This is a genomic window from Flavobacterium sp. N2820 (assembly GCF_025947285.1).
Classification (GTDB): domain Bacteria; phylum Bacteroidota; class Bacteroidia; order Flavobacteriales; family Flavobacteriaceae; genus Flavobacterium.
Genome location: NZ_CP110008.1, coordinates 2,027,855 through 2,047,292 on the forward strand (window position 1 = coordinate 2,027,855; position 19,438 = coordinate 2,047,292).

Consider the following 19,438-nt stretch of genomic DNA (forward strand, 5'->3'; position numbering starts at 1 on the left):
TGAATATCTTTGTTATTCAACAATAAACTTTTTATGAAAAAAACAATAACAATATCGGCTATTGTTTGTACACTTTTTATGAACGCACAAACAAAAATCAATTATCCTGTAACAAAAAAAACCGACCACGTTGACACCTATTTTGGTGAAAAATTAAACGATCCTTATCGTTGGTTAGAAGACGACCGAAGCGCTGAAACTGAAGCTTGGGTAAAAGCTCAAAATGTGGTAACATATGGTTATTTAGAGCAAATTCCATACAGAAATCAGCTAAAAACTAGAATGGAACAATTGTGGAATTACGAGAAAATTTCGGCTCCATTCAAAGAAGGCGATTATACCTATTACTACAAAAATAACGGTCTTCAAAATCAATCGGTTTTGTATCGAAAAGATAAAGCGGGTAAAGAAGAAATCTTCTTAGATCCAAATACATTTTCAAAAGACGGAACCACTTCGTTAGGCGGATTAAATTTCAGCAAAGATGGAAGTTTAGTAGCCTATTCTATTTCAGAAGGCGGAAGTGATTGGAGAAAAGTAATTGTGATGGAAGCAAAAACCAAAAAAATTATTGGCGACACAATAGTTGATGTAAAATTTAGTGGTGTTTCTTGGTACAAAAACGAAGGTTTTTATTATTCAAGCTACGATAAACCTGTTGGTAGCGAATTATCTGCAAAAACAGACCAACACAAATTGTATTATCACAAATTAAACACTTCGCAAAAAAATGATAAATTGGTTTTTGGTGGCGATATAAAAAGAAGATATGTTGGTGGTGGCGTTTCGGAAGATGAGAACTATCTGTTTATTTCTGCTGCGAATTCAACTTCTGGAAACGAATTATATTATTTAGATTTATCCAAACCAGACAGTAAAATTGTAACGTTGATTGACAATTATGAAAATGACAATGATGTTTTAGACAACAAAGGATCTAAAATTTATTTGGTAACGAATTACAAAGCGCCAAACAAACGCGTGGTGACTTTTAACTTATCAAATCCATCCAAAGAAAACTGGAAAGATTGCATTGCAGAAACCGAAAATGTATTGTCGCCAAACACAGGGAGCGGTTATATTTTCGCAAGTTATATGAAAGATGCAGTTTCGTTCATCAAACAATATGATTACAACGGAAAATTAGTGCGTGATATTCAATTGCCAGGCGTTGGAACTGCTGGTGGTTTTGGCGGAAAAGAAAAAGAAACTACCTTGTATTTTTCGTTTACCAATTATGTAACACCAGGAACCATCTACACTTTTGATCCAAAAACAGGAAAATCAGCAATCTATCAAAAACCAAAAGTTGATTTTAATTCCGCAGATTACGAATCAAAACAAGTGTTTTATACTTCAAAAGACGGCACGAAAGTTCCTATGATTATTACGTATAAAAAAGGCACAAAATTAAACGGACAAAATCCAACTATTCTATATGGTTATGGTGGATTTAATGTTAGTTTAACTCCAAGTTTTAGTATTGCAAATGCCGTTTGGTTAGAAAACGGAGGAGTTTATGCTGTTGCGAATTTACGCGGTGGTGGAGAATACGGTAAAAAATGGCATGATGCTGGAACACAATTAAAAAAGCAAAACGTTTTTGATGATTTTATTGCTGCAGCTGAATATTTAATTAAAGAAAAATACACTTCTTCAGATTATTTAGCAATAAAAGGTGGCTCAAATGGAGGATTATTAGTTGGAGCAGTTATGACACAACGTCCTGATTTAGTAAAAGTTGCTTTACCAGCAGTTGGTGTTTTAGATATGTTACGTTATCATACATTTACCGCCGGAGCAGGTTGGGCTTACGATTATGGAACTTCTGAACAAAGCAAGGAAATGTTTGAATACATCAAAGGATATTCACCAGTTCATAATGTAAAAGCTGGTACAAAATATCCAGCGACAATGGTAACTACAGGCGATCATGATGATCGAGTTGTTCCTGCACACAGTTTTAAATTTGCTGCAGAATTACAGGATAAACAAGCAGGAGACAATCCAGTTTTAATTCGTATTGATGTAAATGCAGGACATGGAGCAGGGAAATCTGTAGCAGCTACGATTCAAGAAAACGTGGATATGCAAGTCTTTACGCTTTACAATATGGGTGTTAAAGAATTAAAATAAAAAGTTAAAGTATTAATAAAAAGAGCCTTAGGGCTCTTTTTTTATGCAATAAAACATTGAAATAGTAGTTAAATAAAGTATGAAAAAGCTAATCCCCATACTACTAATTACGCTTTCAATTGGATTACAAAGTTGTAATTCAACTGTAAAAAGTGTGTACCGTGATGACTTTAGAAGTGCTTCAAAAGCTGAAATTGAAAAAATTCACAAAGAGGTAAATGCAAAAAACAGCAACAAAAGTATTTTATTTTTAACACAAATCTATAAAGGTGAAAAAATCATCATTTCACAAAATGGGAAAACAATTTACTCAGAATATCCAATTACTAATTTAAACAATAGAATTGCAACTTATTTGAGTTTTAACAATCAACAAGATTTACTTCTTAAAGATAATAATTCTAAAAAGGAAATCTTAATTCCTTCAAAACAATCGAGTAAACACAAATACATTTACGTAATGAAAAAAGTGAATAAAGGAAAATTTCAATTTATAATCACTTACAGCAATACACTTAGGCCAATTTAATATTTATCGATAACTGGTTTATCATTATAAAATTGCATCAATACAAAAGCACCTATCAAACTTGAAGCGACACCTTCAAAAAATAATACACCACAATATTGTATAATACTTGTTTTTCCAACAAAAAAGAATGTATCTGAAAGCGTGTTAAGATACTTTTCTCCTCCTTTTAAATAAATAAAACCGATTAAACCAACTATTCCAAGAAAAACACCCAATATTCCTGTAAGAAATCCAGAAAATAAATTTTCCAAATAACCTATTTTACCATTTTTATAATTGTGTTTTATGGTTTTATGTATTCCATATAAAACTATAAAAGCATTTAGTGAACGTAAATAATTTTTACTTGATAATCCTAAAAAATCCATTAATAGGAAAAACAATCCGATTCCTAAAAAGATTAGAAATCCATTTTTTAATACTGTTCTATTTTTCATGATTTTCAGTGTTTAGATTGTTAAAAGTACTATTTTTAATCTAAATCACTGAAAATCAATATATAAAAATACGTTAAATTAAAAACGATTATCACCATCCAGCATTCTTCCTAACCCTCCAAGCAAGCTTCCTTCTTCTCTGCTGCTACCTCCTGCTTTTGGTGCCGACGCAATAATTCTGTCTGCTAAACGTGTAAATGGTAACGATTGAATGTAAACTGTTCCTGGTCCACGAAGTGTTGCAAAGAAAACGCCCTCACCTCCAAAAATGGTATTTTTGATGCCACCTACAAATTCAATATCATAATCTACATCTTTGGTAAACCCAACTAAACAACCTGTATCAACACGAAGTAATTCTCCAGATTGTAATTCTTTTTTAGCTAAAGTTCCTCCAGAATGTACAAAAGCCATACCATCTCCTTCAATCTTTTGCATGATGAAACCTTCTCCACCAAATAAACCTGTTCCTAATTTTTTAGTAAATTCAATACCAACAGAAACCCCTTTTGCTGCGCATAAAAAAGAGTCTTTTTGACAAATGAATTTCCCACCAAATAGTTGTAAATCTATCGGAACAATTTTTCCAGGATAAGGAGAAGCGAACGAAACCTTGCGTTTTCCCATATCTTGATTTTGGTAAGCCGTCATAAACAAACTTTCACCCGTTAAAACTCGCTTTCCTGCAGATAACAGTTTTCCGAAAATTCCTTGTTGTTGTTCTTGGCTTCCGTCTCCAAAAATAGTTTCCATTTTGATGCCGTTTTCCATCATCATAAAACTTCCTGCTTCGGCAACCACAACTTCTTGAGGATCTAATTCAATTTCAACATATTGCATTTCTTCACCATAAATATGGTAATCTATTTCGTGTGCTTTCATAATGGTAAATTTTATTTTATTAGTATTCAAATATGTTTTCGCCTATCATCATTGGTTATTGCCTTAAACAAAATCCGTATTGGAGGCTATTTCATATCTTTAATAAGACATAAATATGTCGCTCACAAAAAACAAAAGTTACTAAAAATCGAAAATTATTTAAGTGTGTATTTTCTAATTAGACTATTAAAGAGTCGGTAGCCTAATCCTCTTCTGAGAAATTTCATCAAATTCGCATCAAAACCAATGGTGTATCTTCTGAATTTTTTGTTGGGATTTTCTGCTATTTCGTATAATTTTTCAGTGATTAATGGCGTTAGGTTTGTGTTTTTATTTGATTTTTTCTGAAGTAAATCGGTTACTTTTTTCATCAAATCATTATACGATTTTACTGAAGTCGCAGGACATTTGGTAACATTTTTTTGAAAAGAAGTTGGCGCGTTTCCAAACTGAACTGTACAAACTTTAATATTTAAATCGTATAATTCATATGCCATACATTCTGAAAAACTTTCAACCGCTTGCTTTGTCGAATGGTAAAAACTCCCTAAAGGCAAATTTACCAAACCAGCGATTGACGATATATTAATAAAAAGTCCATTTTTTTGTGTTCTAAAAACTGGAATAAAAGCTCTACAAACTTTGACCACTCCTAACCAATTAATATCAACAATAGTGTCAATTTTTTTATCTTCAGAAAGTTCAACAAAACTTCTGTAACCCACACCTGCGTTATTAATAATCACATCAATTTTTGGATTATCTAAAATGATTTTCTGCTTTGCAGTTTCAATGCTTTCAGAACAAGTTACATCAAGTTCATAACATCTTATGGATGGATTATTATTTAATTCCTCTGCTTCCAAAAGGTGTAACATGGTTGCTATAACATTCCAACCTTTATCTGCAAAAAACAGTGCCGTTTGTTTTCCAATTCCACCTGCAGCTCCAGTGATTAATACTGTTTTTTTCAAAATTTTGTTTTTAGTAATCCAACTTTACGTAACCAATTTCTTTGCTAATTCTAGCTTTTCTTCGGTTAATATAAGATGATGAATTAGATGCTTTATATTTTCTAGGACTTGGTAAAATTGCAGCAATTCCAGCTGCTTCATATCGTGTTAAACTAGCTGCATCTTTTCGATACCAATGTTTTGCGGCTGCTTCAGCACCATAAACACCATCACCCATTTCTATGCTATTTAAATAAACTTCCATGATGCGCTTTTTTCCCCAAATTACTTCAATTAAAACAGTATAATATGCTTCAAGAGCTTTACGAACATAACTTCGTCCTTGCCACAAAAAAACATTTTTTGCAGTTTGTTGCGAAATTGTACTTCCACCTTTGAGTTTTTTACCCTTTGAATTATTTTTATACGCTTTTTGCATTGCCTCAAAATCGAAACCCCAATGCTCTAAAAAACGACCATCTTCGCTGGCAATAACTGCTTTTTGAAGATTTAACGAAATTTCTTCAATGGGTACCCATTCGTGGCTACAAGTCATTTCTTTATTGTCTTTTTTATGTTCCATGGCACGAATTCCCATTAAAGGAGTAAACGGAACTGGAATAAATTTAAACAACAAAACAACCGAAAAACTGATGATATTAAACCAAAGAAACATTAACCAAAAGAAACGAAATATCTTTTGACCTGTAGTCCTTTTTTTAACAGGTTTTTTTACTGAAGTCTTTTTACTTGGAGTAGTTTTTTTTGCCATATTTTAAACTAAATCTGCTAATTCTTGTCCGATTAAACTGCCTATGGCAATACCCATTCCTCCCATTCGAACACCGCAATACACGTGATTTGAAAGCTGCTCTACAATTGGTTTTTTATGTGTTCCTACGCCCATAGTGCCACTCCATCGGTGTTCAATTTCGAACTCTTGATGTGGTAAAATTACTGTTTTTAATAATTCTTCTAACTTATTTTGAATCAATTCTGTGGTATCATGTGAAGTTGTGGTTTCACCTGCAAAATCTAAATTTCTTCCACCACCAAAAAGAATTCTGTCGTTTATATTTCGAAAATAAAAATACCCTTTATCTAAATGAAAAGTACCTTTGATATCTAAATTCGGAATTGGTTTTGTAATCAAAACTTGCGCTCTGGCTGGTTGCACTTGATTATTTGTCAATTGCGATGCAAATCCATTAGTGGTAAATAGTAATTTATTGGTTTTAAACGTAATTCCGTTTGCAACAACCTCAACAGCATCGTTTAGTTCTTGAAAACTTGTTACCGTTTGACTATTTAAAATTAAAATGTCGTTTTGATGTGCTTTTTTTAGTAAAGCTTGCATCATATTTCCAGTATCAATTTGTGCTTCAAACGGATTGAAAATTAAATATTCAAAAACACCTCCAAAATTAAATCGATCTATTTCTTTCGAAAAAACATTCGTTTTAAAAAGAGGCTTGATAATATCATTAATGAATGGGATTTTTTGAATGCATTCGTTATAAAATGACTCGTCTTCTTTTAAAAATAATTCGTAACCTCCAAAAGGTTTTAAATCAATTGCGGAATCGCCGAGATTTTTTCGAAGCAATTGTAACCCCGTGTATCGTTTTTGAATCAGTTGAATAACTTCTTCTTCTGTATGCGTTTTTAAATCGTCTATGATTTCAGAAATACTCCCAAAACAAGCAAAACCAGCATTTTTTGTACTAGCGCCTTGTGGTAAGATGCCTTTTTCGAGAACTAAAATTTTAGCAGAAGGAAATCTTTCGCGCAAAGCTAATGCAGTATGCAAACCTACAATTCCACTACCTACGATAGTAAAATCTACGTTTGTAAACCAATTTTTTATTTCCCAATAACTGAGTTGCATTATTCCTCTAGGTTTTCAGTATTTTTTCTTGCTTTAATCGCTTTCATAATCAAAGGAAATGTTGTTACGGCGATTAAAATTAAAATGATTTTTTCAATGTGTTTCTTTAAATCAATCCCAAATTCTTCGTTAAAGAATCCGTATAAATAATGTCCTGCAAAAACCAAAAGGAACGACCATAAAAGTGAACTCAATACATTGTAAAACATAAATTTACTTTTTTGCATGTGCACAATTCCGGCTATAATAGGTACAAATGTTCTGACAATAGGTAAAAAACGAGCAAAAATAATGGCTTTTCCACCATGCTTTTCAAAAAATGCTTGTGATTCATATAAATACTTCTTTTTGAAAAAGAAACTATCTTCTTTATTGTATAAAAACTGACCACTTTTTGAACCAAACCAATAACCAAAAATATTCCCTAAAGTTGCCGCAGTAGCAATCAATAAAGCCAAAATGGTAACATTCGATAAATCACTTGGAATCATGAAAAATGTTTCAACTAACTCGCGACTATAAATTCCAGACAAAAACAAAAGACTATCACCAGGAAGAAAAAACCCAGCAAATAAGCCCGTTTCAGCAAAAACGATAAATAAAACCATGTAAATTCCAATAGGAATTCCACCGACTTCCATTGTGATATAGAATTCGGGATTAAAAAGTTTGGTCCAATGAAAATCGTTCATAGCTATGCCAATTTATTTACAGATTTTGCTACAATCATAGAAACCGCCGCATCACCTGTAACATTTACAGTAGTTCTACACATATCTAAAGGTCGATCGATGGCAAAAATTAAGGCCAAACCTGCTTCAGGAATTCCAGCTTGTGCCAATACAATAACCAACATTACCATTCCGGCACCAGGAACAGCGGCACTTCCAATAGAAGCTAAAGTTGCTGTAACAATAATTCCTAATTGTGTGGCTAAAGACAAATCCATACCAAACGATTGCGCAATAAAAACGGCTGCAACAGCTTGATACAAACTGGTTCCATCCATATTAATTGTAGCACCAATTGGCAAAACAAAACTAGCAACTTCATCATCAACACCTAAATTATCAACTGTTCTTTCCATCGTAACGGGTAAAGTAGCTGCACTTGAACTAGTAGAAAAAGCTAATAATTGTGCTGGCGAAATTCCGTTGATAAAGAATCTTGGACTTTTTTTAGCAAATACTTTGACTAAAACCAAATAAACACACATTACTAAAATTAGACCTATAATAACAGTTAAACCATACATTCCAAGTGCTTTGAATAAATCTAAACTTGGGGATTCGGCAACAATGGCTGCTAGTAAAGCAAAAACTCCAATTGGAGAAAAAAGCATAATTAAGTCAATCATTTTTAAGATAATTTCATTGAAACTATCAAAAAAATCTTTAACTGGTTTTGATTTATCTTCAGGAAGTAAAATCATTGCAATACCAAAAATCACTGCGAAGAAAATCACCTGCAACATATTTCCGTTATCAGCAGAAGCTTTAATAATGTTGTCAGGAACGATGTCAATTAATGATTGTAATGGTCCAACTTCACTTTGCTTGTTTGCTGCTTCAATTTTTGAATTGGCATCAGCCGTGTAACTGGAAACTAATTCTGTTCTTGTTTGTTCCGAAATATAGCTTCCAGGTTTAATAATATTCACAATTACCAAACCAATTGAAACCGCCAAAACGGTTGTTAAAACATATAAACCTATGGTTCGACCGCCCATTTTAGATAATTTCGAAATATCTTTTAAGTCAGAAATTCCTTTAATTAATGAAGCTAAAATTAAAGGAACGGCTATCAATTTTAGTAAATTAATAAAGATAGTTCCAAAAGGTTTTACCCAATCCACAATAATATCTTTTCCCCAAGTAAATTGAATCAATATAAAAGCAAATAAAACTCCAAAAACCATTCCAAGTAATATTTGCCAGTGTAGTGCTAATTTTTTCATTATTAAGTTTGCTTTTTAAGATTGTGAAAATAGGTATATTTTTTGAAAAAATTGCTACATTTAGCTTCGTTTTAAAAATAACAGACATGAAAAATTACATTTTTCTCATTTTCAGCATGATAAGTATGAGTACATTAGCACAGCAAAACCTAACTCCAGAAACATTATGGCAGTTAGGAAGAATAACTTCTTTAGGAATTTCAAAAGACGGAAAACTTTTAGTTTATAAAGTGGGAACGCCTTCTGTGGAAGAAAACAAAATCAACTCAAAATATTATACTATTCCCGTTCAAGGTGGAAATGCTAGTTTAGTGGAGGATTACAAATCACTTTTAACGGATAAAAATATTTCTCCTGATGGAAAAAACCTTTTATTTTCGAAAGAAGTAAAAACAGAAAAGTTATTAGGGAAAGACCTTTATCCAGAATTATCAAAAACCACGGCTCAAGTATACACGGGTTTAGATTACCGCCATTGGGATACTTGGAATGATGGAACACACAACCACGTTTTTTATTCTGAAAATAAAAAAGATGCAATTGGAATTGACATTATGCCAAACGAACCTTTTGATGCGCCTCAAAAACCTTTTGGTGGTGATGAAGATTACATTTGGTCGCCTGATGGAACTAAAATCATCTACGTTTGTAAAAAGAAAGCAGGAACAGCTTATGCAACTAGCACGAACACTGATTTATACGAATACGATTTAGCCACAAAAACCACAAAAAACCTTACTGAAAGTAATTTGGGTTACGATACACATCCAACTTTTTCTCCAAAAGGCGATTTGTCTTGGTTGCAAATGAAACGAGATGGGTTTGAAGCCGATAAAAACGATATCATTGTGCGCCATAAAGGATTAGATATCAATTTAACTGCTGGTTGGGACGGAACCGTAGATAGTTTTACTTGGAGTAACGACGGAAAAAAAGTATACTTCATTGCACCAATCAAAGGAACGAAACAACTTTTTGAAGTCAATTTTCCAGGGTTAACAAAAATTGCAGTTCGTGTAACGCAATTAACTGATGGTGATTTTGATGTGAACGGAATTGTAGGTTTTTCAGGAGCTTCTGTTTTAGTAACAAGAAACGATATGAATCACGCACCAGAAGTTTATTCGTATGATTTGGCTAAGAAAACTTGGAAACAAATTACTAAAGTTAATGATGAAGCTTATGCTAAAATCAGTTCTTGTAAAACAGAAAAACGTTGGGTTACGACTACCGATGGTAAAAAGATGTTGGTTTGGGTAATTTTACCACCAAATTTCGATAAAACTAAAAAATATCCAGCACTTTTATATTGCCAAGGCGGTCCACAAAGTGCGTTGACACAATCGTATTCTTTCCGTTGGAATTTCCAATTGATGGCTTCGCAAGGTTATGTAATTGTGGCACCAAATCGTAGAGGAATGCCAGGACACGGAACGGCTTGGAACGAACAAATTTCAGGAGATTGGGGTGGACAAGTTATGGATGATTATTTAAGTGCGATTGACGATATTGCGAAAGAATCGTATATAGACAAAACGCGTTTAGGCGCTGTGGGTGCCAGTTACGGAGGTTATTCTGTATTTCAATTGGCTGGAATTCACAAAAATCGTTTCAAAACGTTTATTTCTCATTGTGGTATTTTCAATACAGAAAGTATGTATGGAACTACAGAAGAAGTGTTCTTTACGAATTGGGATTCAGGTGGCGCATATTGGGAAAAAGACAATGCAACAGCGCAAAAAACCTATAACGAATTCAACCCAATTAAGTTAGTCAATAATTGGAATACTCCTATTTTAATCATCCAAGGTGGCAAAGATTATCGCGTACCAATTGGACAGGGACAAGAAGCGTTTCAAGCCGCACAATTAAAAGGAATTAAAAGTAAATTTCTGTTATTTCCAGATGAAAACCATTGGGTATTAAAACCACAAAACGCCTTAGTTTGGCAAAAAGAATTTTTTGGTTGGTTAAAAGAAACACTTTAAAAGTTTAAGGACAAGAGCAAGTTCAATTTTCAAATTCTTCTTGCTCTTGAATTTGATTTTTGACCTTGAAAATGATGCTATTCGAAAACATAGAACTCACTGTAAAAACCTTTCATAAGCATAACTTAACGAAAGAAGCAGCGCTATGGCTTTTAAAAGTATATGAATTAGAACATCCTAATTTTGCAGGTTTTGAATTTAGAGAAGCCGCAAAACCCGATTTTATTCTAATGACAGCCGAAGGTGAAATTGGCGGTTCGCAAATTATACGCATTCCAGAAAACACGTTTGAATTTCCGTTGGTTTTGATGTTGAATTTATTGGCACACGAAATGATGCACGTAAAACAAAAAGCGCCAGAAATTGCTATGCAAGACAAAAACGAGCGCGAATGGCAAGCGTATTATGAAATGTTATTTCACAAAGAGTTTCCTTTGATTCCGAAAGCTTCTGTGTATCATCAAAAGTTTTTTGCTGAAAAAGCGATGGTATATTACGACCGTTCTGAAAAAGAAGCCAATCCGTTGCGATTAAAATATGAAGAACAGAAACGTGAAATGGAAGAATTGATTAAAAATTTGGCATAAAAAAAACTTACCAAGAAAATCCTGATAAGTCTCATTTAGTACCCGGAGTGGGAATCGAACCCACACACCTAAGTACACGAGTTTGAGTCGTGCGCGTCTACCAATTCCGCCATCCGGGCAATGGAAAAATGATGGTTAAATCATTAAGTGGGTGCAAATGTAAAAAATATTTCTGCAATTCATAAAAAAATAGTTAAAAATATCCTTTCAGAGTTCGATTTTATTTCTAAATTTGCACCTCGTTAACACGACACAACACTAACTAACTACTAAACAATAAATTAACATGCTGTATCAAGAACCGGAAGCAAAAATTTTTGCATGTTCTCAGAGTGTGTATTTAGCCGAACAAATTGCTGAAAAGTATGGTGTTCCGCTAGGTAAGATTACGTTCTCTAAATATAGTGATGGCGAATTTCAGCCTTCTTTTGAAGAATCAATAAGAGGATTGCGCGTATTCCTAGTTTGTTCTACATTTCCAAGTGCAGACAATTTAATGGAATTATTATTGATGATAGATGCGGCAAAAAGAGCATCTGCCAGACATATTACCGCAGTTATCCCTTATTTTGGTTGGGCAAGACAAGACAGAAAAGACAAGCCAAGAGTGCCAATTGGAGCTAAATTAGTTGCAAAACTTTTAGAAACTGCTGGAGCAACCCGAATTATGACCATGGATTTACATGCCGATCAAATTCAAGGTTTCTTTGAAAAACCAGTAGATCATTTGTTTGCTTCAACTATCTTTTTACCTTATGTGAGAAGTTTAAATTTAGAAAATTTGACTATTGCATCTCCAGATATGGGAGGTTCAAAAAGAGCATACGCTTATTCTAAATTTTTAGAATCTGATGTTGTAGTTTGTTACAAACAAAGAAAAAAAGCGAATGTAATTGACACGATGGAATTAATTGGAGACGTAAAAGGTAGAAATGTCATCTTAGTTGATGATATGATTGACACTGGAGGAACATTAGCAAAAGCTGCCGATGTAATGATGGAAAAAGGTGCTTTGAGCGTTAGAGCTATATGTACACACCCTATTTTATCTGGCGAGGCATATGAAAAAATTGAAAACTCTCAATTATTAGAGTTAATTGTTACCGATTCAATTCCGTTAAGAAAAGAATCAAACAAAATAAAAGTTGTGAGTTGTGCTCCATTATTTGCAGAAGTAATGCACATGGTACAAAATAACAACTCAATAAGTGGTAAATTTTTGATGTAATCAAAAGGAACCACCTTAATAAGTATTTATTAATTATATATATTTTACAATGAAATCAATTACGATTAAAGGATCAGAAAGAGAAAACGTAGGTAAAAAGGCAACTAAAGCCGTACGTGATGCTGGAATGGTTCCTTGCGTTATCTACGGAGGAAATCAGCCAGTTCATTTTGTTGCAGACGAAAGAGCATTTAAAGATTTAGTTTACACTCCAAACGCACACACAGTTGTAATTGAGTTAAACGGAGCGTCTTACAATGTAATTATGCAAGACATTCAGTTTCACCCAGTTTCTGACAAAATTTTACACATTGACTTCTTCCAATTAAGTGACGATAAAGAAATCGTTATGGAAGTACCAGTTAAAATTACAGGAACTTCTCCAGGAGTATTATTAGGAGGTGTTTTACGTTTAAACCAACGTCGTTTAAAAGTAAAAGCATTACCAAAAAACTTACCTGATTTTGTTGAAGCAAGTATTTCTGAATTACAAATGGGTAACAAATTGTATGTAACTAAATTAGAAACAAACAATTTTAAATTAATGCACCCAGACAACACTGTTGTTTGTCAAGTAAGAATTTCTCGTGCTGCAATGAAAGCTGCTCAAGAAGCTGCAAAAGCAGAAAAAGGTGGAAAAAAGAAAAAATAATTTCTTTACAAACTATACAAAAGGAGCATCAGTATTTACTGGTGCTTTTTTTATGCTTTCAACTTTCTAAACTTTGCACTACTTTTACACAATGAATTGGCTTTTAACTCTATTTAAGAAAAACAAACAAGAAGACACTAATCCAATGAAGAAATTCTTAATTGTTGGGCTTGGAAACATTGGCTCAGAATACGCAAATACAAGACATAATATCGGTTTTAAAATCTTAGATTACCTCGCTAATAAAGAAAGTATTTCGTTTCAAACGGTAAAACTTGGCGAAATTGCCGAGCTAAAAATCAAAGGAAGAACCCTGCTTTTATTAAAACCAAACACCTACATGAACTTAAGCGGTAAAGCGGTAAAATATTGGCTAGAAAAAGAAAACATTGAAAAAGACAATATGTTGGTAATCACAGATGATTTGAATTTAGCATTTGGAACTATTCGAATTAAAACCAAAGGAAGTGATGGTGGACACAACGGACTTAAAAACATCCAATTAGTATTAAACTCAACAGAATACCCACGTTTTAGATTTGGTATTAGCGACGCTTTTAAAAAAGGACAACAAGTTAATTATGTTTTAGGCGAATGGGACGCAGAAGAAAAAGAAAAACTTAAAGAGCGACTTGAAATAAGTTCTGAAATAATAAAATCGTTTGCTTTAGCCGGATTAAACCACACCATGAACACTTACAACGGAAAATAATTTTTTTAAAAAATAACAAATAAATTGAATGGACAACCATACTTTTTGCTAAAAATTAAAAAATATTTATTAATTTAGCCAATTAACCTTAAAAATCAATAAAATGAAAAAAATTACTTTAACAGTTTTACTGCTTTTAAGTGTTTCCATTTTATCCGCTCAAGAAGATAAAAAAACACCGAAAGTATTTGGTAAAACAATTTCTAAAGACAAAATCTCCCCTGACGGACATATTAGATGTGCTACTGACGAATATGAAGCATATCTACAATCAATTGACCCAAAAAGAAAATCAGAAGCCGAATTTGAAGCGTGGTTAGCACCATTAATGGCTGAATATAAAAATAACACTTTAGCATCTCAAAGTGGTGGAATTATTACTATTCCTGTTGTAGTTCACGTAATTCATAATGGAGATGCATATGGGGTAAACGAGAACATAACTGATGAACAAGTAGCGTCTCAAATCACGGTTATGAATCAGGATTTTAGAAAAATGATGGGAACACCTGGTTTTGGTGCTGGAGTAGACACACAAGTACAATTTGCACTAGCTAAAGTTGATCCAAATGGAAATCCAACTGATGGTATCAACAGAGTAAATCTTTGTGAAGCTTCATGGTCAACAGGAGATATTAACGGAATTGTTAAACCAGCAACTATTTGGGATGCAACACAATACATGAACATGTGGTCTGTTAATTTTACAGATGGAAGTTTACTTGGTTATGCACAATTTCCTGATGGCTCTGGCTTAGGTGGTTTAAACCCATCAGGTGGCGCTGCAAATACAGATGGTGTTGTTGCTGGCTATAGATTTTTTGGTAGTTCAGATTTAGCATCAGGTAGTTTCCAAGCACCATACGATAAAGGAAGAACAATGACACACGAAGTTGGTCACTGGATAGGATTAAGACATATTTGGGGAGACGGCGGATGTGCTGTTGATGATTTTTGTGCTGATACACCTGCTGCTGCTGCTGCAAACTTCGGTTGTCCTGCAGGAACAAATTCTTGTTCAGCACCAGGAAATGATATGATTGAAAACTATATGGATTATACCGATGATTCATGTATGAATATTTTCACTCAGAATCAAAAAGACAGAATGGTTGTTATCATGAATAACGCTGCAAGAAGAGCTAGTTTAAAAACTTCTGTAAAAGATATCGCTATTCCTTTATTTGCAAATGATGCAGAAGTAAAAATTGAAACTTATTGTACTACAGGAGGCAATCCTTGCGTAGGAAATTCACATAAAATTATTTTATACAACAGAGGAACTTCTAATTTAACTTCAGCTGCAATTAATTACAATGTAAATGGTGGTACAAACACAACTTACAATTGGACAGGTAATTTAGCTCCTAATAAATATGAAATCATAACAATTACTACTGTTGCTACTTCAGGAACATTTAATGCATCAGTAGCAAGTGTAAATGGTGGAACTGATCAAAGAGCTACAAACAATACTGCAAGTAGAACATTCTCTTTTCCTCCATCTACACCTCCAACTGATTATCCATATACAACTTTTACATTGGACATAGTTGGAGACAGATATGGTTCTGAAACCACATGGCAAGTTACTAACCAAGCTGGAACAGTATTATATAATGGTGGTCCTTATAGTGATCTTGGTTCCAATACGACTCAACCATTGGTTACCAATTTAGCCATGACCTTACCAGCAGGAGGATGTTACACATTTACTATATTTGATGCATATGGAGACGGGATTTGTTGTACATATGGAAGCGGAAGCTGGACAGTTAAAACAAATGCAGGAGCTACTACAGTTGGTACTGGTGGAACGTTTACAAATGTTCAATCTACATCATTTACAAATGCATCTTTAAGTTCAGATAGCTTTAATTTAGATGCTATTTCATTGTATCCAAACCCTACAAATGGTATTTTAAATGTATCTGTACCTTCTGAATTCGGCACAAACATTAACTATGAAATATTCAATAATATTGGACAAACCATTGAAAAATCTAAGTCGACAAATTCTGAATTTTCGATAAATACTTCAAGCATGTCTTCAGGAGTTTATTTCATTAAACTACAAACAGAAGCTGGTTTAAAAACATTAAGATTTGTAAAAAACTAATCTAACTTTTATAATAGAAAAAAAGAGAATCAAGAAATTGGTTCTCTTTTTTTTTGCTTTATCTTCTACGCAGTCACAACTATATAAAATTTAAATAAAATAGCTTCATCTAACACCAGAAACAAGGCAAAAACAATATTTAAGTAAATTTGTGGTTAACAACAGTATTAAACACGAGTAATTAAATTAAGTTAAATTCAATTCTTTTGGAATATTGAAAAGTATAATTAGTTCAAAAATTTGGCTCCGATAATCCCTCTTTTTGAAATTAGAACAAGTAAAACATTGGTTTACAACAAAAGTTTACATCTTTTCAAACCTTTCATTAAATCATCACAAAACTTGTATCAATAGTGAGTTATAACTATTAAGTTTCAATATATCAAAAGTAAAATTTATATCATAATATGAGGAAACATCTATGTCCGAAAAGAAAAAAAGTCAATACAGGGCACAAAAAAAGGGTAAAGATTAAATCTTTACCCTTTTTATATAATAATTTATGATTACTCAATAATTATCTTTTTAACTTCTTTATTAGCACCATCTTCAATTGTAACCATATAAATTCCAGATTGAACATTGCTTAATTCAAGAGACTCATTAAAAAGTCCATTATTTGTATACGATTTATTAAATATAGCTCTACCTCTTAAATCATGAACATTAACTTTAATTTCATTACCAGTTGTAGAAGTAAATTGAATGTTAAAGTTTCCATTATTAGGATTTGGATATAAAACTAAATCATTAATTCCAAAGCTCTCAGAAGAAAGTACTGGAACCAATTCTGCTCTACAAAGATTGAAAGTAACCTTTTCAATTGTACCAGTTATTCCATCACCTACAGCAATATCTGTAAAAAACAAATACCAAGTACCTGTAGCTGAATTTCCATTGTATGCATTAATTGCTCCCACAGAAGCTGCAACTGGTGGAATAGTGTTAGCGCCACTAGTAGAAGCTGCACAGTTTAATGCTGTTCCAGAAGTATCAAAGTTTAAATTCATATTTGCAGTACCATCACAAGAACCGTTAAAAAACTGAGTAACTCCTGTTGCAATATGTGCTGGTCTCACGGCTAAGAACACTGAACCAATATCTCCATGAGTAAGCTCAACTTTATAATTAGAATCTGTCAATGTAAATGACTCTGGAACAGCTACACCATAACCAACGAATGAGCCTGAGTTCTCAGGAATTGCTAAACCACCAAAATTAATTACATAATCTGAACAAACATTTTGAGCTTGATAAGTATAATTTCCAATTGCGATATTTTTTGTATTAATATCATAATAAATATTACCTGTTGGCTTAACCATTACTCTACAATTTGCTGCAGTAACACTTGGAACAGTTATTACTTGAGTACCATCATTTGGCGTATTTGCCAACAAAACAGTTGGATAAGTAAATCCGCCATCTGTAGAAAGTAAGATATCTACATTTGCAGAACCTACAAGTGCAGTTGTATTGTTTACAGACCATGTTATAGTTTCTGTGTTTCCTGGCGTCCAAACTATTCCGTCAGTGTTTTGTGACGTAACATCAAAAGGTCCCGCTGCTGCACTAACAGTTACTATCATATCATCAAAATTTGTTTGACCTCCAGCAGCAACATTGTCTCTTGCAGTAAGTCTGAAGTTTAATGTTCTAGCAACTGAACTCAAAAACTCAACAGGAATTTCAGCTCCTTGTGTAAATAATGAATTCGCTAATGTAGATTCAATTTTTGGAAAACGACGTGAAGGAGAAACTGTAGGGTCATATGATCTAAAATTAGCTCCAAGCGTTTTTGTTGCAGATGGAGTACAATCAGTATCTCCAGCAGGATTTGCTACAGTAACGCTACACAATTCAGCACCCGTTGCAGCATCATTATATTGCTCCCAGCAATAAGACATTGACGAAGTACCGCCAGCATCTGTTGCAGAACCTGTTAACATAAATGGCGTGCTTATTGGAATTATCCAATCTGAACCAGCATTAACAACTGGCGCACCATGTGTTATAGCTACAGTAGTTTGACATGTTTTTGTTGCCATGTTAGCTTGAACCTGAGCTATACTTCCAGCATGAAAATAGTCGTCAGAATTTGGCTGAACATCAAAATTTGTAATCCCAGCATATGCCATTATGGTAGAACCAGAACCTGGCTCATAATTAACAGAATTATTTTCTGTAGTATGTGTAAATGTGTGATTTCCTCCAAACTGGTGTCCCATTTCATGAGCTACATAATCAATATCAAATGTATCACCAGCAGGAACACCATCTCCAGGAGATGTAAATGCACTACCTTTATTTTTGTCAGATGTACTTGCTGTATCGTTTACACAAACACAACCAATACAACCAGCATTACCTCCTCCTCCAGAGCCTCCAAATAAATGCCCAATATCATAAGCAGCATTATTAGCGGCTAAAGATGTAGAAGGGCCTGTAAGACTAGAACTTAATGCATTTTGAACTTCTGCATTCCAAGCTCCTGTTGCACCTGTAGCAGCATCAGAATAAGGATCAGTTGCAGGATTGTAATAAATTACATTTGTTGTTTGAGCAACAATATTCATATGAATAGCAAAATCTTTCTCATAAACACCATTAACTCTTGTCATTGTTGCATTATAGGCAGCTAATACTAATCCTGATTGCGCAGCACTTGTTGCACCAAAATAATTTGAGTATTCACCTGTACAAGAAATTGCCAATCTAAAGTTTAATAATGAAGTTGTACTAGAACGAGAAGTAAAATTAGTTTTTGACTCTATAGAACTAATTAATTCTTGATCATCTGTAGAACAAGTAAATGGAAGTTTACCTTTTCTATCCGATTTAGAAGCATAAACAGCATACACTTTTCCATCTTGAGAATAAGGTTCCATAAACTCATTAGATTTACCTACTCTAAAAACCATCGTTTGAATACCTCTAGGATCCAAACTTAATCTAAGTTGCGCATATTTATCATCTAATCCAATTCCAACATAGGAACGAATTTCTGGATACATTGCTTGAAGTTCTGCATCAAAATTTGAAGCTTCATACATTTGAAAACGCTCTAATTTTCCATCAACGTTTGGAATCGAAATAATAACATTAGAAACATCTGATCCAAATCGATTTGGAGCAGTAACAAGTGTGTTTTTTAAAGAAGCTAATTCTAATTGCATCAATTTATACGAAGCTGGAAATGTTCCTCTCTCAGCCGTTTTTGCAATTTTAACTTCTTTACCATCAAATGATTTCCAAGCTTTCTCTGTTTGTGAATAACCGAAACTAATCGATAAAACAGAAAAAACCCCTAGTAGTAAAGTTTTTTTCATTATTTATAAAATTTGGTTTAATAGGCAAAAATAGTGAA

At 33.3% G+C, this 19,438-nt stretch carries 16 protein-coding genes and 1 tRNA gene; 8 read left to right on the forward strand and 9 right to left on the reverse strand.

The features are described from left to right. Positions 1 to 33 precede the first annotated feature (33 nt). Both OLM52_RS09765 and OLM52_RS09770 read left to right on the forward strand, forming a co-directional pair. Entirely contained in the window at positions 34 to 2,136 is a 2,103-nt protein-coding gene (locus OLM52_RS09765; RefSeq protein WP_413614408.1) for a prolyl oligopeptidase family serine peptidase, read from the forward strand. Positions 2,137 to 2,215: 79 nt separating this feature from the next. Further along, positions 2,216 to 2,665 carry a hypothetical protein gene (locus tag OLM52_RS09770; protein WP_264548329.1) on the forward strand — a complete coding sequence of 150 codons (450 nt, stop codon included), beginning with the start codon at positions 2,216 to 2,218 and terminating at the stop codon, positions 2,663 to 2,665. On the opposite strand, the gene OLM52_RS09775 is transcribed toward OLM52_RS09770, so the two are convergent. The 7 genes from OLM52_RS09775 to OLM52_RS09805 form a co-directional block, all read right to left on the reverse strand. Next, positions 2,662 to 3,105: a hypothetical protein gene (locus OLM52_RS09775; RefSeq protein ID WP_264548330.1), complete on the reverse strand. Its 444-nt coding sequence runs from the start codon at positions 3,103 to 3,105 to the stop codon at positions 2,662 to 2,664. The two genes, OLM52_RS09770 and OLM52_RS09775, sit on opposite strands and share 4 nt — an antisense overlap. 78 nt (positions 3,106 to 3,183) lie before the next feature. Continuing rightward, positions 3,184 to 3,987 carry a TIGR00266 family protein gene (locus tag OLM52_RS09780; RefSeq protein WP_264548331.1) on the reverse strand — a complete coding sequence of 268 codons (804 nt, stop codon included), beginning with the start codon at positions 3,985 to 3,987 and terminating at the stop codon, positions 3,184 to 3,186. 155 nt (positions 3,988 to 4,142) lie between these two features. Further along, on the reverse strand, positions 4,143 to 4,961 hold the full coding sequence (locus tag OLM52_RS09785) for an SDR family NAD(P)-dependent oxidoreductase (protein WP_264548332.1): 819 nt from the start codon (positions 4,959 to 4,961) through the stop codon (positions 4,143 to 4,145). 10 nt (positions 4,962 to 4,971) lie between these two features. Then, a complete protein-coding gene (gene mtgA / locus OLM52_RS09790; RefSeq protein ID WP_264548333.1) occupies positions 4,972 to 5,712 on the reverse strand; it encodes a monofunctional biosynthetic peptidoglycan transglycosylase in 741 nt (246 codons plus the stop codon). Between the two features lie 3 nt (positions 5,713 to 5,715). After that, positions 5,716 to 6,828: an NAD(P)/FAD-dependent oxidoreductase gene (locus OLM52_RS09795; RefSeq protein ID WP_264548334.1), complete on the reverse strand. Its 1,113-nt coding sequence runs from the start codon at positions 6,826 to 6,828 to the stop codon at positions 5,716 to 5,718. Continuing rightward, on the reverse strand, positions 6,828 to 7,520 hold the full coding sequence (locus OLM52_RS09800; protein WP_264548335.1) for a DedA family protein: 693 nt from the start codon (positions 7,518 to 7,520) through the stop codon (positions 6,828 to 6,830). The genes OLM52_RS09795 and OLM52_RS09800 overlap by 1 nt, the downstream gene beginning before the upstream one ends. 2 nt (positions 7,521 to 7,522) lie before the next feature. Further along, complete coding sequence (locus OLM52_RS09805; protein WP_264548336.1) at positions 7,523 to 8,785, reverse strand: dicarboxylate/amino acid:cation symporter; 1,263 nt, start codon at positions 8,783 to 8,785, stop codon at positions 7,523 to 7,525. An 86-nt stretch (positions 8,786 to 8,871) separates the two neighbouring features. On the opposite strand from OLM52_RS09805, the gene OLM52_RS09810 reads away from it, so the two are divergent. Beyond that, positions 8,872 to 10,773 (forward strand): alpha/beta hydrolase family protein, encoded by a 1,902-nt coding sequence (locus tag OLM52_RS09810; protein ID WP_264548337.1) that lies wholly within the window; start codon positions 8,872 to 8,874, stop codon positions 10,771 to 10,773. A gap of 71 nt (positions 10,774 to 10,844) precedes the next feature. Further along, positions 10,845 to 11,360: a hypothetical protein gene (locus tag OLM52_RS09815; RefSeq protein WP_319800208.1), complete on the forward strand. Its 516-nt coding sequence runs from the start codon at positions 10,845 to 10,847 to the stop codon at positions 11,358 to 11,360. Positions 11,361 to 11,399: 39 nt separating this feature from the next. Here OLM52_RS09815 and OLM52_RS09820 read toward each other — a convergent pair. After that, a tRNA-Leu gene (locus tag OLM52_RS09820) sits at positions 11,400 to 11,479 on the reverse strand. A gap of 167 nt (positions 11,480 to 11,646) precedes the next feature. Here OLM52_RS09820 and OLM52_RS09825 point away from each other — a divergent pair. The 4 genes from OLM52_RS09825 (at position 11,647) to OLM52_RS09840 (ending at position 16,071) form a co-directional block, all read left to right on the forward strand. Beyond that, on the forward strand, positions 11,647 to 12,588 hold the full coding sequence (locus tag OLM52_RS09825; protein ID WP_264548338.1) for a ribose-phosphate pyrophosphokinase: 942 nt from the start codon (positions 11,647 to 11,649) through the stop codon (positions 12,586 to 12,588). Between the two features lie 49 nt (positions 12,589 to 12,637). Next, on the forward strand, positions 12,638 to 13,240 hold the full coding sequence (locus tag OLM52_RS09830; protein WP_264548339.1) for a 50S ribosomal protein L25/general stress protein Ctc: 603 nt from the start codon (positions 12,638 to 12,640) through the stop codon (positions 13,238 to 13,240). Between the two features lie 91 nt (positions 13,241 to 13,331). Further along, the gene (gene pth / locus OLM52_RS09835; protein WP_264548340.1) at positions 13,332 to 13,952 is read left to right on the forward strand and encodes an aminoacyl-tRNA hydrolase; all 621 of its coding nucleotides are present in this window, start codon (positions 13,332 to 13,334) and stop codon (positions 13,950 to 13,952) included. Between the two features lie 103 nt (positions 13,953 to 14,055). Continuing rightward, positions 14,056 to 16,071 (forward strand): M43 family zinc metalloprotease, encoded by a 2,016-nt coding sequence (locus OLM52_RS09840; protein ID WP_264548341.1) that lies wholly within the window; start codon positions 14,056 to 14,058, stop codon positions 16,069 to 16,071. Positions 16,072 to 16,577: 506 nt separating this feature from the next. On the opposite strand, the gene OLM52_RS09845 is transcribed toward OLM52_RS09840, so the two are convergent. Beyond that, the gene (locus OLM52_RS09845; RefSeq protein ID WP_264548342.1) at positions 16,578 to 19,400 is read right to left on the reverse strand and encodes a reprolysin-like metallopeptidase; all 2,823 of its coding nucleotides are present in this window, start codon (positions 19,398 to 19,400) and stop codon (positions 16,578 to 16,580) included. Positions 19,401 to 19,438: the final 38 nt, after the last annotated feature.

What these genes read in the sequence shown, in the direction of transcription:
- mtgA (WP_264548333.1), bottom strand. Translation starts at nt 5,712, where the DNA reads ATGGCAAAAAAAACTACTCCAAGTAAAAAGACTTCAGTAAAAAAACCT.
- OLM52_RS09845 (WP_264548342.1), bottom strand. Translation starts at nt 19,400, where the DNA reads ATGAAAAAAACTTTACTACTAGGGGTTTTTTCTGTTTTATCGATTAGT.
- OLM52_RS09775 (WP_264548330.1), bottom strand. Translation starts at nt 3,105, where the DNA reads ATGAAAAATAGAACAGTATTAAAAAATGGATTTCTAATCTTTTTAGGA.
- OLM52_RS09840 (WP_264548341.1), top strand. Translation starts at nt 14,056, where the DNA reads ATGAAAAAAATTACTTTAACAGTTTTACTGCTTTTAAGTGTTTCCATT.
- OLM52_RS09765 (WP_413614408.1), top strand. Translation starts at nt 34, where the DNA reads ATGAAAAAAACAATAACAATATCGGCTATTGTTTGTACACTTTTTATG.
- OLM52_RS09825 (WP_264548338.1), top strand. Translation starts at nt 11,647, where the DNA reads ATGCTGTATCAAGAACCGGAAGCAAAAATTTTTGCATGTTCTCAGAGT.
- OLM52_RS09780 (WP_264548331.1), bottom strand. Translation starts at nt 3,987, where the DNA reads ATGAAAGCACACGAAATAGATTACCATATTTATGGTGAAGAAATGCAA.
- OLM52_RS09815 (WP_319800208.1), top strand. Translation starts at nt 10,845, where the DNA reads ATGATGCTATTCGAAAACATAGAACTCACTGTAAAAACCTTTCATAAG.
- pth (WP_264548340.1), top strand. Translation starts at nt 13,332, where the DNA reads ATGAATTGGCTTTTAACTCTATTTAAGAAAAACAAACAAGAAGACACT.
- OLM52_RS09805 (WP_264548336.1), bottom strand. Translation starts at nt 8,785, where the DNA reads ATGAAAAAATTAGCACTACACTGGCAAATATTACTTGGAATGGTTTTT.
- OLM52_RS09830 (WP_264548339.1), top strand. Translation starts at nt 12,638, where the DNA reads ATGAAATCAATTACGATTAAAGGATCAGAAAGAGAAAACGTAGGTAAA.
- OLM52_RS09770 (WP_264548329.1), top strand. Translation starts at nt 2,216, where the DNA reads ATGAAAAAGCTAATCCCCATACTACTAATTACGCTTTCAATTGGATTA.
- OLM52_RS09810 (WP_264548337.1), top strand. Translation starts at nt 8,872, where the DNA reads ATGAAAAATTACATTTTTCTCATTTTCAGCATGATAAGTATGAGTACA.
- OLM52_RS09800 (WP_264548335.1), bottom strand. Translation starts at nt 7,520, where the DNA reads ATGAACGATTTTCATTGGACCAAACTTTTTAATCCCGAATTCTATATC.
- OLM52_RS09795 (WP_264548334.1), bottom strand. Translation starts at nt 6,828, where the DNA reads ATGCAACTCAGTTATTGGGAAATAAAAAATTGGTTTACAAACGTAGAT.